This window comes from Trinickia soli (assembly GCF_002879855.1).
GTDB lineage: Bacteria > Pseudomonadota > Gammaproteobacteria > Burkholderiales > Burkholderiaceae > Trinickia > Trinickia soli.
In genome coordinates, this window is record NZ_PNYB01000005.1 from 252,950 (window position 1) to 268,243 (window position 15,294).

12 protein-coding genes are annotated in these 15,294 nt (G+C 61.7%); 10 read left to right on the plus strand and 2 right to left on the minus strand.

Annotation, left to right across the window (positions count from 1 at the left end; translation table 11 throughout):
* Positions 1-44 precede the first annotated feature (44 nt).
* The 10 genes from C0Z19_RS08325 to C0Z19_RS08370 all read left to right on the plus strand — a co-directional run bounded on the left by C0Z19_RS08325 (position 45) and on the right by C0Z19_RS08370 (position 12,782).
* Entirely contained in the window at positions 45-956 is a 912-nt protein-coding gene (locus C0Z19_RS08325; protein WP_102609371.1) for a MotA/TolQ/ExbB proton channel family protein, read from the plus strand.
* Between the two features lie 28 nt (positions 957-984).
* Positions 985-1,407, plus strand: coding sequence for an ExbD/TolR family protein (locus tag C0Z19_RS08330; RefSeq protein ID WP_102609319.1), 423 nt, complete (start codon positions 985-987; stop codon positions 1,405-1,407).
* 20 nt (positions 1,408-1,427) lie between these two features.
* Entirely contained in the window at positions 1,428-1,859 is a 432-nt protein-coding gene (locus C0Z19_RS08335) for an ExbD/TolR family protein (protein WP_102609320.1), read from the plus strand.
* Positions 1,860-1,869: 10 nt separating this feature from the next.
* Entirely contained in the window at positions 1,870-3,078 is a 1,209-nt protein-coding gene (locus C0Z19_RS08340; protein ID WP_102609372.1) for a tetratricopeptide repeat protein, read from the plus strand.
* A 127-nt stretch (positions 3,079-3,205) separates the two neighbouring features.
* On the plus strand, positions 3,206-5,080 hold the full coding sequence (locus C0Z19_RS08345) for an extracellular solute-binding protein (protein WP_233196053.1): 1,875 nt from the start codon (positions 3,206-3,208) through the stop codon (positions 5,078-5,080).
* Positions 5,081-5,115: 35 nt separating this feature from the next.
* Positions 5,116-6,174, plus strand: a complete 1,059-nt coding sequence (locus C0Z19_RS08350; RefSeq protein WP_102609322.1) for a microcin C ABC transporter permease YejB — start codon at positions 5,116-5,118, stop codon at positions 6,172-6,174.
* Entirely contained in the window at positions 6,128-7,237 is a 1,110-nt protein-coding gene (locus tag C0Z19_RS08355; RefSeq protein WP_102609323.1) for an ABC transporter permease, read from the plus strand. Before C0Z19_RS08350 ends, C0Z19_RS08355 begins: the two co-directional genes overlap by 47 nt.
* On the plus strand, positions 7,237-8,874 hold the full coding sequence (locus tag C0Z19_RS08360) for an ABC transporter ATP-binding protein (protein WP_102609324.1): 1,638 nt from the start codon (positions 7,237-7,239) through the stop codon (positions 8,872-8,874). Before C0Z19_RS08355 ends, C0Z19_RS08360 begins: the two co-directional genes overlap by 1 nt.
* A 132-nt stretch (positions 8,875-9,006) precedes the next feature.
* Positions 9,007-12,171: a multidrug efflux RND transporter permease subunit gene (locus C0Z19_RS08365; RefSeq protein ID WP_102609325.1), complete on the plus strand. Its 3,165-nt coding sequence runs from the start codon at positions 9,007-9,009 to the stop codon at positions 12,169-12,171.
* Between the two features lie 8 nt (positions 12,172-12,179).
* The gene (locus C0Z19_RS08370; protein ID WP_102609373.1) at positions 12,180-12,782 is read left to right on the plus strand and encodes a helix-turn-helix domain-containing protein; all 603 of its coding nucleotides are present in this window, start codon (positions 12,180-12,182) and stop codon (positions 12,780-12,782) included.
* Between the two features lie 70 nt (positions 12,783-12,852).
* On the opposite strand, the gene C0Z19_RS08375 is transcribed toward C0Z19_RS08370, so the two are convergent.
* Together C0Z19_RS08375 and C0Z19_RS08380 are read right to left on the minus strand one after the other, a co-directional pair.
* Entirely contained in the window at positions 12,853-14,334 is a 1,482-nt protein-coding gene (locus C0Z19_RS08375; RefSeq protein ID WP_158242954.1) for an ATP-binding protein, read from the minus strand.
* A gap of 332 nt (positions 14,335-14,666) precedes the next feature.
* Positions 14,667-15,185 carry a hypothetical protein gene (locus C0Z19_RS08380; protein WP_102609327.1) on the minus strand — a complete coding sequence of 173 codons (519 nt, stop codon included), beginning with the start codon at positions 15,183-15,185 and terminating at the stop codon, positions 14,667-14,669.
* Positions 15,186-15,294 lie beyond the last annotated feature (109 nt).

Genomic DNA, 15,294 nt, shown 5'->3' on the forward strand with positions numbered 1-15,294 from the left:
CAGTGTTAACGAGTTCAACGATTGAACCGAACCGGAGCAAGATGATGAAGAAGCGTTCCCTCGCCGCATTGGCCACCACCACGTTGATCGCCGTCGCGACGGCGAATATCGCTCTGCCCAATCTCGCCTATGCCCAAGCGAGCGATACGTCCGCCGCAGCCGCGGCAACGGCATCGAACGCGACGGCCGCGCCGCAAGCAGCCGCGCCCGCAGCAGATCAACCGGTGCCGCCGCCTGCGCCTGCGGCCACCGAAACGGTCAATAATCCGTACGGCCTCGGCGCCCTCTGGAAGAACGGCGACTTCGTCGCGCGCTTCGTGCTGATCCTGCTCGTCATCATGTCGATGGGCAGCTGGTACATCATGATCACGAAGTTCTTCGAGCAATTCCGTGCGAACCGTCGCGCCAAGGCCGCCGATGAACAATTGTGGAGCGCACCGTCGTTGGCCGACGGAGCGAGACAGCTCGAAGAGTCGTCGCCGTTCCGCTTCATCGCCGAGACCGCGATCGAAGCCGGCGAGCATCACGATGAAGCGCTGCTCGAAGCCGTCGACCGCAACACCTGGATCGACGTGTCGGTCGAACGCGCCATCACGAGCGTTTCCAACCGTCTGCAAGACGGCCTCGCGTTCCTCGCAACGGTTGGCTCGACGGCGCCGTTCGTCGGCCTGTTCGGTACGGTGTGGGGCATTTATCACGCGCTGACGGCCATCGGCATCGCCGGCCAGGCATCGATCGACAAGGTGGCCGGCCCTGTCGGCGAAGCGCTGATCATGACGGCGATCGGTCTCGCCGTGGCCGTGCCCGCGGTGCTCGGCTACAACTTCCTGGTTCGTCGCAACAAGTCGGTGATGGAGCGTGTCCGTGCGTTCGGTGCGCAATTGCACACGGTCGTGCTCGCTGGCGGCAAGCGTCCGGCGCGTGCGAACAATCGCGCAGCGTCGCTCGTTCAGTAACCCGTTTCCCCGATAAGCGAGGTCCACCATGGCCATGAGCGTTGGGGGCGAGGACGAAGACGAAGTCATCGCCGCTATCAACACCACGCCGCTCGTCGACGTGATGCTCGTGTTGCTGATCATTTTTCTGATCACCATCCCGGTCGTCACGCATACGGTGCCGCTGCAGTTACCGAAAGAGACGGTGCATCCGCTGCAGACGACACCCAAGAGCATTGAGATTGCGGTCAACAAGGACGGCGACTTCTTCTGGAACGAAGCCCATGTCGAGGGGCCCGTGCTGCTGGAAAAGCTCAAGACGGTTTCGGCGATGAACCCGCAGCCGGAGATTCATGTGCGCGGCGATCAGGACACGCGCTATGAGTTCATCGGCCGTGTCATCACCGACTGCGAGCGCGCCGGCATCGCCAAAGTGTCGTTTATCACGGAGCCGCCCGCACGCGGGGGCTAGCCTACCGACAGGAGTCAATTATGGGAATGAACGTACCCTCGGGCGGTGGCGGCGGCGAACCGGAAGTGATGGTCGACATCAATACGACGCCGTTGATCGACGTGATGCTCGTGTTGCTGATCATGCTGATCATCACGATTCCGATTCAAATGCATGCCGTGAAGATGAACCTGCCGGTCGGCAATCCGCCGCCGCCGGCCGTGCAGCCGCAAGTCGTGCAAATCGACATCGACTTCGACGGCACGACGACGTGGAACGGCACGCCGATTCCCGATAAAGCCGCGCTCGAATCGAAGCTTGCACAGGTGGCGGCAGAGCCCGTGCAAGACGAAATTCATGTGCGACCGAACAAGCTCGTGCCCTACAAGGATGTCGCCGCCGTGATGGCCGCGGCGCAACGCGTCGGCGCGACCAAGATCGGTTTGATCGGCAACGAGCAATACATGCAATAAGGAAGTGGCAATGCGAACGATCCAACGACGATTCAAGCACGCTGCGCTCGTGGTTGCCGGCTGTGCGTTCTTTGCGCTGGCGGCCGCGCCCGCGGCAACGTACGCGGCCGACACGCTGCGCCCCGAGGTGGGCAAGCCTTTGAACGATGCGCAAACGCTCTATCGCGCGCACAAGTACAAAGAGGCGCTCGCCAAGATTGCGCAAGCCGCGGCCACGCCCGGCAAGACGCCGTATGAAACGTACATGATCGAGGAAATGCGCGGCGCGGCGGCCGTGGCCGCCGGCGACACCGGTTTGGCCGCGCAGGCGTACGAGTCGCTGCTCAACGGCGGCAAATTGCAGGGCGAAGACGAACAGCGTGTCACGGCCACGTTGGCGGGCATTTACTTCCAGGAGCGCAATTACCCGCGGGCGATCGTGACCGCGCAGCGCTATTTGAAAGCAGGCGGCAGCGACCCGCAGATGCGCACGGTGCTCGTGCAGTCGTACTACCTGTCGAACGATTGCGCGAGCGTCGTCAATTTGTTGAAGCCGGGCGTCGATGCGCAGACGAAAGCGGGACATGCGCCCGACGAATCGCAACTGCAATTGCTCGGCACCTGCGCGCAACGCACGAAGAACGACATGGCCTACCGTGGCGCACTCGAAGCGCTCGTCGCCTATCACCCGAAGCAGTCGTACTGGGATGATCTGCTCGCTGCGATTCGCAACAAGCCCGGCTATTCGTCGCGCCTCGACATCGACACCTACCGCCTGCGTCGTGCAACCGGCGCATTGACGAGTGTCGACGATTACATGGAAATGACGCAGCTTGCGCTCGTCGCCCATAGTCCCGCCGAAGCGAAGCAGGTCATCGATCAGGGCTTCACGGCGGGCGTGCTCGGTCACGATCCGAAAACGGCCGATCGCGAGAAGCGCTTGCAGGCGCTGGCCGCCAAGCGCGCGGCGGCCGGCGTCGACAAGGCCGATGCGCCCGCGCCGATCGATCAAGGCTTGAACCTCGTTTTCGCGGGGCAGGCGAAAGACGGGATCGCGATGATGGAAGCGGCAATGGCCGGAGGTAAGCTCCAACATCCCGATCAAGCGCAGCTGCATCTGGGCGTCGCTTATTACGTGGCTGGACAAAAGGCAAACGCCGTGAAGGCGTTCCGCGCGGTTAAAGGCACGGACGGGTCGAGCGATCTGGCCCGCCTCTGGTTGCTGGTAGCGTCGAAGTGAGGCGGCGCTAGGGGGCGGCCGTCGCGCGGTGGAGGGGATCATCGCGCGACGGCAAATTATTCGCCTTCGACCGCTCCGATGAATGGCGCGCCGGCTTCTCCGGCGTGCGTCCACACGCACTGAAAGAATGAGACCTTCCTTGTTTCGCCTGGCATTCGCGACGGCGTTCGGTTTGGCCTGCGCGATCGGCGCGCAAGCCAAACCGGCCATCGCGCAATTCGGCGAGCCTAAATATCCGCCGAATTTCACGCATTTCGATTACGCGGATCCTGACGCGTCGAATACCGGCACGCTCCATTTTCAGAATTACGATCAGGCGCAAAGCTACGATTCGCTCAATCCGTTCATCGTGCGAGGCCAATTCGCGCCGGATGTCCGCAATCTGATGTTCGATACCTTGATGCAGCGTAGCTGGGACGAATTGGCGTCGGAATATCCGCTCATCGCCGACGATGTCGAGGTGGCGCCCGATGGCCGGTCGGCCACCTTTCACATCAATCCGAAAGCGCATTTCTCGAACGGCGATCCGATTACCGCGGCCGACGTCAAGTACTCGTTCGACACGCTCAAGAGTCAGCAGGCGTCGCCGATGATCTCGTCGCAGTTTTCCGAGATCAAGCGCGCGACCGTGGTCGATCGTTCGACGGTGCGGTTCGATTTCGTCGACAACTCGCGCGCGGCGCCGCTGATTGCCGGCGATATTCCCGTGTTCTCGCCGAAATGGGGCATGCAGCCCGACGGCAAGCGATTGCCGTTCGATCAGATTTCAGTCGAGCCGCCCATTGCCAGCGGCCCTTACCTCGTCGAACAGCGCAAGAACGACAAAGAGATCATCTATCGGCGCGATCCGAACTACTGGGCAGCCGATCTGCCTTCGCGCCGCGGCATGTTCCATTTCGACCGGATCGTCTTCAAGCTCTACCTCGATCAATACGTCAAGCTGGAAGCATTCAAGGCCGGCACCGACGATGTCGATCGCGAATACAGCGCTACGCAATGGGCGCGCAAATACGTGGGCAAGAATTTCGATTCCGGGTTACTCAGAAAAGAGACTTTCCCCGACGGGCCCGCACAGATGCAAGGGTTCGTCATCAATACGCGTAAGCCTGAATTCCAGGATCAACGTGTCCGTCATGCGCTCGCCCTGGCGTTCGACTATGACTGGATGAACCGCATGATGTTCTACGGTCAGTACACGCGGCTTAACAGCTTCTGGGATGCCAGCCCATTCGGCGCCACGGGCATGCCGAGCGAAAAAGAACTGAAGCTGCTCGAACCGTTCCGCGCCGAGCTTCCCCCCGAGGTGTTCGGGCCGATGGTGAAGCAGCCAAGCACGAAGCCGCCCGGATCCTTGCGCGCGAACCTGAGGCAGGCGCGCGAGTTGTTGGCCGAGGCGGGCTGGCATTACCGCGATGGCGCGCTGCGTAATGATGCGGGCACGCCCATGCGCATCGAAATCATGGATGACGAGCCCGGCTTCGATCGTCTGTTGATTCCCTACATGCAGGCGCTGCAAACGCTCGGCATCGACGCGCACATGCGTGAAATCGACAGCGCGCTTTATCAAAAGCGTCTCGACAGCTTCCAGTTCGACATCACGACTTACATCTATCCGCCCGTGACGATTCCCGGCATCGAACTCGAACGGCGTTTCAGCAGCAAGGCGGCTTCGCAAGTCGGTTCGGAAAACTACTCGGGGATCCGCTCCAAGGCCGTCGATGCACTCGTGCATGCCGCCATCTCGGCCGCGAATCTCGACGATCTCGAAGCGGCGACGCGGGCGCTCGATCGCGTGCTGATCAACGAGTACTACCTCGTGCCGCAGTACTACGAGGCCGATGCACGTATCGCCTACAAGACGACGATTGGGCATCCGAAGGTGGTGCCGACCACCTACCAGTCCGAAGACTGGATCATCGATTACTGGTTTCCGAAAGGAAAGCGCCCAATGAGCACGCAGGCATCGGCCGAAAAGATACCTGCCGAGACTGGCACGCACTGAGGCTTCGGCACAGCAAGCAATATTAAGGACTCCTGATGTTTGCTTACATTCTTCGACGGCTTTTGCTGATGATTCCGACGCTGATCGGTGTCGTCACGCTGACCTTCGTCGTGACGCAGTTCGTGCCGGGCGGCCCCGTGGAGCAGATGGTGACGCAACTGCGTCACGGACAGGCCAATCACGGGGGCGACGGCGGCGGTAGCGGAGGCGGCGGCTATCACGCGAGCCAGGGTGTCGACCCGCAGCAGATCGAGCAGATCAAGAAACAATTCGGCTTCGACAAGCCGCCGCTCACGCGTTACTTCCTGATGCTGAAGAATTACGCCACGTTCAATCTCGGGCAATCGTACTTTCAGCACGCAAGCGTTTGGCGCGTCATTCGCAACAAGCTTCCCGTGTCGATTTCGCTGGGCTTGTGGACGATCGTGCTGACCTATGCGATTTCGGTTCCGCTCGGTATTGCGAAGGCCGTGCGCAACGGCTCTCGATTCGATGCGGTGACGAGCATCCTCGTGCTGATCGGTTATGCCATTCCGGGATTCGTGCTCGGTGTCCTGCTGCTGATGCTGTTCGGTGGCGGCTCGTTCTGGCAGGTGTTTCCGATGCGCGGTTTGACGTCCGACAACTTCGACGATCTGACGACGATCGGCAAGCTGCTCGACTATCTCTGGCACATGGTATTGCCCGTTACGGCGTCCGTCGTCGGCAACTTCGCGATCGTGACGATTCTCACGAAGAACACGTTCCTCGAAGAGATCGGTCGACAGTACGTGTTGACGGCCCGCGCCAAGGGCGCCCCGGAGCGTGACGTTTTGTGGAAACACGTGCTGCGCAATGCCGCGATCCCGCTGCTGACGGGCTTGCCCGCCGCCTTCGTGGGCGCCTTCCTGAACGGCAACCTGCTGATCGAGACGCTGTTCTCGCTCGACGGCATGGGCCAGCTTTCGTACGACTCGGTGATACGCCGCGACTACCCGGTGGTGCTCGGCTCGCTGTTCCTTTTCACCCTGATCGGCCTCGTAACCAAACTCATTGCTGACGTCTGCTATGTCCTCGTCGACCCCCGCATCCAATTCGACCGCATGGACCGCTAATGTGGTCAGTGCACCGGTAGCGTCGCCGTCGCCATGGCGGCGCACGTGGCTGCGCTTCAAAAGTCAGCGGCTCGGCTATTGGAGCCTCGTGATTTTTGTCGCGCTGTTCGCGCTCAGCCTGATCGGCGAGGTGCTCTGCAACGACAAGCCGCTCGTCGTGCGGTACGACGGCCACTATTACTTTCCGATCCTGAAGGTGTACCCGGAGACGCAGTTCGGCGGCGACTTCCCCGCGAAGACGAACTACCTCGATCCGTATATCCGCTCGCGCATCGAATCGAACGGCAACTTCGCGATCTATCCGCCGAATCACAACTACTACGACACGATCGATTACTTCGCCGTGCGGCCGTTTCCCGCGCCGCCGTCGTCGTCCAACTGGCTCGGGACCGATCAGTTCGGGCGCGACGTGCTCTCGCGGCTGCTTTATGGGTTCCGTGTGTCCGTGTTGATGGCGTTGGCGCTGACGGTGTCGGGCGTTTTCTTCGGCGTGCTGACCGGCGCGTTGCAGGGGTTTTACGGCGGGCGCACGGATTTGATCGGGCAGCGGCTCATCGAGATCTGGAGTTCGATGCCCGACCTTTATCTGCTGATCATCTTCGCTTCGATTTTCGAGCCGACGCTGTGGTTGTTGTTTATTTTGTTATCGATGTTCGGCTGGCTCGTGCTGTCCGACTATGTGCGTGCCGAATTCCTGCGTAACCGGTCGCTCGATTATGTGAAGGCTGCGCGTACGATGGGTCTTTCGAACTGGCAGATCATCTGGCGGCACGTGCTGCCCAACAGCCTGACGCCGGTTATTACGTTTCTGCCGTTTCGCATGAGCGCTGCGATTCTGTCGCTGACGAGCCTCGATTTTCTCGGTCTCGGCGTCCCGCCGCCGACGCCGAGTCTCGGTGAGCTGATGCAGGAAGGCAAGAACAATCTCGACGCATGGTGGATTTCGATTTCGGCGTTTTCAGCGCTCGTTGTCACGTTGTTGTTGCTGACGTTCATGGGCGATGCCTTGCGTAATGCGCTCGACACGCGCAATCGTGGTTCGGCATTCGGAGGCGCGAAGTGATGCGCAATAGTCCTTTGCTCAGCATCGAACATCTTTCGATCAGCTTCGGCGCCAAAGAGTGCGTGCGTGATTTGAATCTCGCGATCGCCCGCGGCGAGCGCGTGGCGCTCGTCGGCGAATCGGGTTCCGGCAAGAGCCTGACGGCGCTATCGATATTGCGACTCGTGCAATATGCCACGCTGTCCGGGCGGATCCTGTTCGAAGGCGACGATTTGCTTGCCAAGACCGAACAGCAGATGCGCGGTATTCGCGGCGCCGACATCGCCATGGTGTTTCAGGAGCCGATGACGGCGCTGAACCCGCTCTATACGGTCGGCAAGCAGATTGCGGAAAGTCTGCGCCTGCATGAAGGCCTGCGGCCGAACGCGGCGCGGGCGCGAGGCATCGAACTCTTGCGCCGTACCGGTATTCCCGAGCCCGAACGGCGCATCGACAGCTTTCCGCATCAGCTTTCGGGTGGCCAGCGTCAGCGCGCGATGATTGCGATGGCGCTCGCGTGCCGGCCGCGGCTGCTGTTGGCCGACGAACCGACTACGGCGCTCGACGTCACCGTGCGGCAGCAGATCGTCGACCTGTTGATCGGTTTGCAGGAGCAGGAGGCGGCCGAGCGCGGCATGGCCGTGCTGTTGATCACGCACGATCTGAACCTCGTGCGGCGGTTCGCCCAGCGGGTGGCGGTCATGGAAAAGGGCGTGCTCGTCGAAACGAACACGACCGAAGCGTTGTTTTCGAATCCGCAACACCCTTATACGAAGCGGCTGCTCGATAGCGAGCCGACCCGATGCGTCGACCCCGTGCCGGCCGATTCGGAGAACGTGCTTGAAATCTCGGGGCTGGCGGTCGATTACCGCACGAGTGCCAAGGGGCTGCGCGGTTTGTTCGGTAGCGCCACGTTTCGCGCGGTCCAGGATGTCGATCTGACGCTGCGGCGTGGGGAAACGGTCGGCATCGTCGGCGAATCGGGTTCGGGCAAATCGACGCTGGCGTCCACGGTGCTCGGGCTGCAACGCGCGGCGGCCGGCGAAATCAGAATCGGCGATCGACCGCTCGCCAGTTATCGTGCGTCGAGCGCCGAGTGGTGCGCCCTTTGTGCACGCATGCAGGTCGTGTTCCAGGATCCGTTCGGCTCGCTCTCGCCTCGCATGACGATCGAACAGATCGTCGGCGAAGGGCTGCGGGTGCATAAGCCGAATCTGAGCGTCAAAGAGCGCACGGCGCGGGTGACCGAACTGTTGGAAGAAGTCGGTCTGCCGTCCGATGCGTTGCTGCGATATCCGCATGAGTTCTCGGGTGGACAGCGGCAACGCATCGCCATCGCGCGGGCGCTGGCCGTCGAGCCCGAACTGCTCGTGCTCGACGAGCCCACGAGCGCGCTCGATGTTTCCGTGCAGCAGCAAGTGCTGGCGCTGCTCACGCGTCTGCAGAAGAAGTACGGCCTCAGCTATTTGTTCATCACGCACGATCTGGCGGTCATGCGCGCGATGGCGCATCGCGTCGTCGTCATGAAATCGGGGCGCATCGTCGAAGCCGGCGATACGCTCGACGTGTTGAGCGCGCCTTCGCATCCGTACACGCAATCGCTGCTCGCGGCGTCGATGCAGATCCCTGAGCCCGATCCCAACGAGGCAGTGGCATGAAGTCGACGCCGCAGATACCGGACCTGATTGCGGGAGGAGCAAGCCAAGACCGTTGAATTTGCGCCGCCGAGCGGCGGATGAGGCCACCGGAGGCAGAAACACAGCCAAAAAAAACAACGGAGACTTAAGCACGTGCCGTCCTTTTTCATCGATCGTCCGGTGTTTGCCTGGATCGTCGCGCTCGCGATCATCGTTGCGGGTGCGCTGGCGTTGCCGATGCTGCCCGTCGCGCAGTATCCGCGGCTGGCGCCTCCGCGCGTCATCATCTCGGCCACTTACCCGGGCGCGTCGGCCGAGGTGGTCGACAGCGACGTCGCGAGCCTGATGGAGCAGAGCCTGGATGGGGCAGACGGTCTGCAGTACTACGAGACGACGAGCGACGCACTCGGCGAAGTGGAAATCGACGTGACGTTTGCGCCCGGGACGAATCCCGATCTCGCAATGATCGATGTACAAAACCGCTTGAAGCAGATCGAACCTCGCCTGCCGCAACAGGTCGTGCAGCAGGGCATTTCGGTGTTCAAGGCGGCCAACACGTTCCTCATGCTCGTGACGCTTGTGTCGACGGACGGCATGCGGGATTCGACGGCGCTCAGCGATTACCTGAACCGGTTCCTGCTGCGCGAGCTCAAGCGCACGCCGGGCGTGGGCGCGGCCCAGCTATGGGATGCCGACCGCGCCATGCGCATTTGGCTCGATCCGATGAAGCTGCGCGAGTATGACTTGTCGCCGGCCGATGTCTCCGCTGCGATCCACGCGCAAAACGCGACGGTGACGGCGGGCGCGATTGGCGATGCGCCGGCGGTCGATGGCCAGGTGCTGACGGCTTCGGTCAGCGTGCGCGGACAGTTGCTTACGCCGCAGGAATTCGCTGCCATCGTGTTGAAGGCGCGGCCCGATGGGTCGGTCGTGCGTCTGGGCGACGTGGCCCGCGTCGAGCTTGGCCGTGACAGTTACACGTTCTGGTCGCGATTGAACGGGAGGACGGCCGCGACGGTCGGCATCCAGCTCGGGCCGCTCGGCAATGCGCTCGAGACATCGAACGCGATTCATCAACGCATCGCCGAGCTTTCGAAAACATTGCCGCCGGGCGTTGCCGTCGAAATACCCTACGACGGTGCGCATTTCGTCAAGATTGCGATCAGCGAGGTGCTGATCACGCTGATCGAGGCCATCGTGCTCGTCTTTTGCGTGATGTGGCTGTTCCTGCGCAACCTGCGTTATACGCTCGTGCCGACGATCGTGATTCCCGTGGCACTGATGGGCGCGTTCGCGTCGATGTATGTGTTCGGGTTATCGATCAACGTTTTCACCCTGTTCGGGCTTGTCCTCGCGATCGGGATTCTCGTTGACGATGCGATCGTCGTCGTCGAGAACATCGAGCGCATCATGCGCGACGAACGGCTTTCGCCGCGCGACGCGACGCGCAAAGCAATGACGCAGATCGGCGGCGCGATTGTCGGCGTGACTGCGGTGTTGACGGCCGTATTCGTGCCGATGGCGTTTTTCACGGGCGGCGTCGGCGGCATCTACCGGCAGTTCTCGATTGCGATGATTGCGGCGATTCTCATCTCCGCTTTCATGGCGCTGACGCTCGCACCGGCGTTGTGCGCGAACCTGCTCAAGCCGCCGCGGCACGAGGATCACGTGCATTCGGGCTTCGTCGGTCGGTTCTTGAATGGTTTCGAACGTGCATCGACCGGTTATCGCGGGCTTATCGCAACGTTGATTCGTTTTCCTAAGCGATTTTTTGCGGTTCACCTCGCATTGATCGGGGTTGGTGCTTTGCTGTATGCGTCGCTGCCGGGCGGCTTCCTGCCGACCGAAGACCAGGGTCAACTGCAAGTCATGGTGCAGCTGCCGCCCGGCGCGTCGCAGCAGCGCACCTATGCGGTGATCCGGCAGGTCGAAGACATTCTTCATCGAGAGCGCGCAATCGAGAACGTGACAACGGTCATCGGTTGGAGTTTTGCGGGCAGCGGACAAAACGTCGGAATGGCCTTCATTGCCCTGAAGGACTGGTCGCATCGGAACATCGGCGCGCTCGCTTTACGGGATCGGTTGAACGAATCGTTCGGGAAGATTCGCGACGGCGAGGTCATTGCACAGTTGCCGCCTTCGGTGCCGGGGATGGGACATGCTGAGGGCTTCACGTTCCACCTCGAAGACCGCGGCGGCATCGGTAAGGAAGGGCTCGATGCGGCGCGGGAACGCCTGCTCGATCTGGCCCGTAAAAGCCCCGTGTTAGCGGACGTGCATTCGGAGACGCTGCCCGACGCGCCGCGTGTGGTGCTCGTCATCGATCGCGCCAAAGCGTATGCGATGAACGTGTCGTTCAATGCGATCGAAGACGTGCTCGGCAACACCTTCGGCACGTCGTATGTCGACGATTACCCGGCGGCGGGGCGGATGCTGCGCGTGCTCGTTTCAGCCGATTCGCCGGCCCGCATGACCGACGCCGATCTGTTGAATCTGTCGGTTCGCAATGATTTGGGCAAGATGGTGCCGTTTTCGGCGTTCTCTTCGCTCAAATGGTCGCGCGGGCCGATCATGCTGACGCGCTACAACGGCTATCCGTCGCTTGACGTAACGGGGCGGGCGGCGGACGGCTATAGCTCCGGCGTAGCGATGGCGGAAATGCAAAGGTTGGCTGCATTGCTGCCCGAAGGCGTGTCGTACGACTGGGCCGACGCGGCGCTCGCGGAAACGCAAGCTGCGCGGCAGACGCCGATGTTGATCGGCTTGTCGTTGCTCGCCGTGTTCATGGCGCTGGCTGCACTTTATGAGAGCTGGACGATCCCGTTGTCGGTACTGATCGTCGTGCCGCTCGGCATGATCGGCGCCGTCGCTGCGATGCTCCTGCGCGGCTTGCCCAATGACATTTACTTCAAGATCGGCCTCGTCACCGTGATCGGCCTCGCCGGAAAGAACGCCATTCTGATCGTGCAATTCGCGCGCGATGCGCGTGCGCATGGCGCCTCGCTGGTCGAATCGATCGTGCAAGCCTGCGCGATGCGGTTTCGGCCGATCGTCATGACATCGGCGGCGTTCCTGCTCGGCGTCGTGCCGCTCGTGTTTTCGAGCGGAGGCGGTGCCGAGAGTCGCCATTCGATCGGGACGGGCGTGTTCGGCGGGGTGATTGCCGCGACGATCCTCGGTCTCGTGTTTACGCCGGTGGCGTTTCACATTGTCATGCATGCGACGCAGCGGCGTTCGGCATCGCACGACCAGCGCGGTGCGGGTGCCGGGCAATCGAAGCAGGAAGGCGTGCCCGATCCTGAAACGGAGTCGTTATGAAGGACGGCATGGGACGACACCGCAAGACTTATGAGCGTGGCGCATGGATCGACGAGGAGCGATCGAGTTCGACCGTGCTCGGCTCCAAAATCCGGTCGTTGCGTCAGCGCTTGTCGTTGACGCTCGACGATGCGGCCACGAGCGCGGGCATTTCCACGCCGTTCCTCTCGCAGGTCGAGCGCGGGCTTGCGCGACCATCGGTGGCGACCTTGATTTCGATCGCGCGCGTGCTTGGCGTCGAAGTGCAATACCTGCTCGATGCGCCGCGCGAGGAGCGTTACGTTGCGCGCGGAGAGCACCTGACTTTCTTCGGTTTCGCCGATGCCGACAAGCGGTTTGCAAGATTGACGCAGGTGACGGCGGGCGGCCGCATGGAGGCGTTGCTCGTGCGCATCGCTGCCGGGCACAAGCTCGACGATATTGCGGCGCGCGCGGGCGAGCAGTTCTGGTACGTGCTGTCAGGTACGGTGACGTTGACGCTGGAAGGCAACACCTACGTGTTCCGCGAGGGCGATTCGGCGCACTACGATTCGACCGACGCCCATCACTGGGAAAACACGGGCGAGCGAGAGGCGTTGCTGATGTGGGTCGGCACGCCGAGTCTGCTGTAGCGGGCAGGCGAAGAAGGGCGCTCGGGCAGCTTGGAGTGCAGCCCTTTGCCGCCCGATCGATTGCACCGTGTTACGTCGCTTTCACGCGCGCAATCGTGCTGAGCAGCGCATCGAGCATGACAGGCTTTGTCAAATGGCCGTCGAAGCCGGACTGCATGGCTTCCTCGATATCGGACAGCCTGCCGAAGCCGCTGAGCGCAATGGCTTTGATCGAACGCCATTGCGGGCGCTGTCGTACCGCTTTGATGAACTCGATGCCGCTCATGCGTGGCATGCCGAGATCGGACAAGATCAACGATGGCGGTTGCCTGGCGAGCAACTCGAGCGCTTCCTCGGCGCTGGTCGCGACCGTTACCGTTGCGCCTTCCATCTCGAGCAGTAGCCTGAACGTTTCGACCGTCTCCCGATCGTCATCGACGAGCATGACCTTCTCGCCGCTCAGGAACCTGGTGGGGCAGGCTCCGCAAGGTGCGGGGTCAACCTTCTCGACGATCCGCGGCAGCTTGACCGTGAACGTCGCCCCGTGCCCCATCCCCTCGGAATGGGCCTCCACATCGCCGCCGTGTATCGCGACGAGTTCCTTGACGAGCGACAAGCCGATGCCGAGCCCGCCGCGTACGGCTGAGGCCGTCGTGCAGCATTGCTCGAACATCTGGAAGATATGCGGCAATGCGGACGGATCGATGCCGATGCCGTTGTCCGTCACGCTGAGCACCGCATAACGGCCGTCGATCGATAACTTCACCGCAATCTTGCCGTCATCCTCGGTGAACTTGAGCGCGTTGCTGACGAGGTTCCAAACGATCTGTTCGATCCTCGTCAGATCCGCATTGACCGAAACGGCCTCGTCGGGCACCGAAAGCCGGAAATCGATGTCCTTGCGCTGGGCTTCGTCCTGCATCGTATGACAGATGCGCTGAACGACTTCCTTGAAATCGATGGGCCGTTTCGTGATCGAGAGTTTGCCGGTACGCAGGCGAGACATGTCGAGCAGGTCGTCGATGATTTGCGCTTGCCCCAGGACAGTACGCCGTATCGTGTCGGCGGCTCTTGCGATGGAACTGTTGGCGTGCGCTTCGGTGGAATGCGCGATGAGTTCGGCGCTCGCACTGATCAGGTGGAGCGGGTGCTTCAGTTCGTGCGAGACGACGGCAAGAAACTCGTCGCGCCGCCGTTCGACTTCATCCACGCTCGCGCGACCCAGGTTGTGCAGCCGCTCCTCGGCGCCGATCGACGGCGCCGCGTGCAACTCGTTCTCGACGATCGTCCACACAACCGGTGGCGCAACGATATAGACGTGATCGGGCTCGATCCGCACCGTCTGCTGCACAGATACGATCGGCATGTTTGTCATGCCTCGCAGCGCCTCGCTCAGAGACTGATCGGAATTCGCGGGTATTGAAAGGACGACGACGAACGCTGCCCCGGGCGAGTTCGGCACGGCTTTGAAAAAATTCGACAACGCCTCGATGCCGTCATGCGATGCATCGATTCCCACCACGGGAAACGCAAAGCGACTTGCGAGCGGATGTCCTTGGCTTTGATCGGACATAGAAGTCGGTCGGCAGGATTGGGTCTCGCGCATACGCAGCGTCGAGCCGTTGCGACCAAAACGCAAGGCCTGCCCGGCAGGGACGAATGCTGGGCGCGGCCTCATTGGTTTGGTTCGTTGAATCCGGGCCGGGAATGATGCGCAGCATCTTGCGCATCACGCGAGGTTTGGCCTTCGCTGCTGGTGAATGCAGTATGCGACGCAAATATGGGCAGCGGCAAGCGCCGAGTGTGCGACCGGCAACCGAGTGAGTCATAGCCCACGAACGTCGTGGTCTGACTTAAGCAACTTCCATTCCACTGACGAAGCGCGCACGCCTCGATCCTGTCGAATCAATCGAACGTCGGTACGCCATCTACGTCGCGTCGGGCGACGAGCGCACGCGCAACGACGTTCGTGGCGCGTCCGAGCGGCATGCCGGCGAGCAGCCCCCAAGCGGCGAAGGAGATCATTTCGAAAGACCCGGTCTTGCTCCATGCCGCGTGGATGGCGATCGCATATTGCTCGATGAACCTGATCGCAAACGCGAGCATCAGCGTGGCGAGCAGGCTCGGGTCGCCCGGCACCCGTACTTTGATTCGAGCATCCGAAACATTGAACTGCAGGCGCCATCGGCTCGCGTGCAGCCAGCCGATGCCCGCGCCCGCAGCCAGCGTGGCGAATGCGAGCGCATAGGCGGAAGCATCGGCGCCAGGAAACGCTCGATCGAGGCTTGCCGCGCCGAATGCCAGGAATACGAATGGAAAGATCAACAGGCGCTCGGGGCGTGTCGTCCGCGCAAAAGAGCGGCGTATGCCCAGATAGACGAGTACGCAGAACAAAACGTAAACGTAAGTAGGAATGAAATGCATACGAATCGCTCCTTTCTTTTATGACACGCATGGGTTTCGATGCGTGCGTGCTTGACGAAAGCCGCAGTGTATTGGTGCGCTTATGCGGCGCGTGCGGTATGCGACGAAT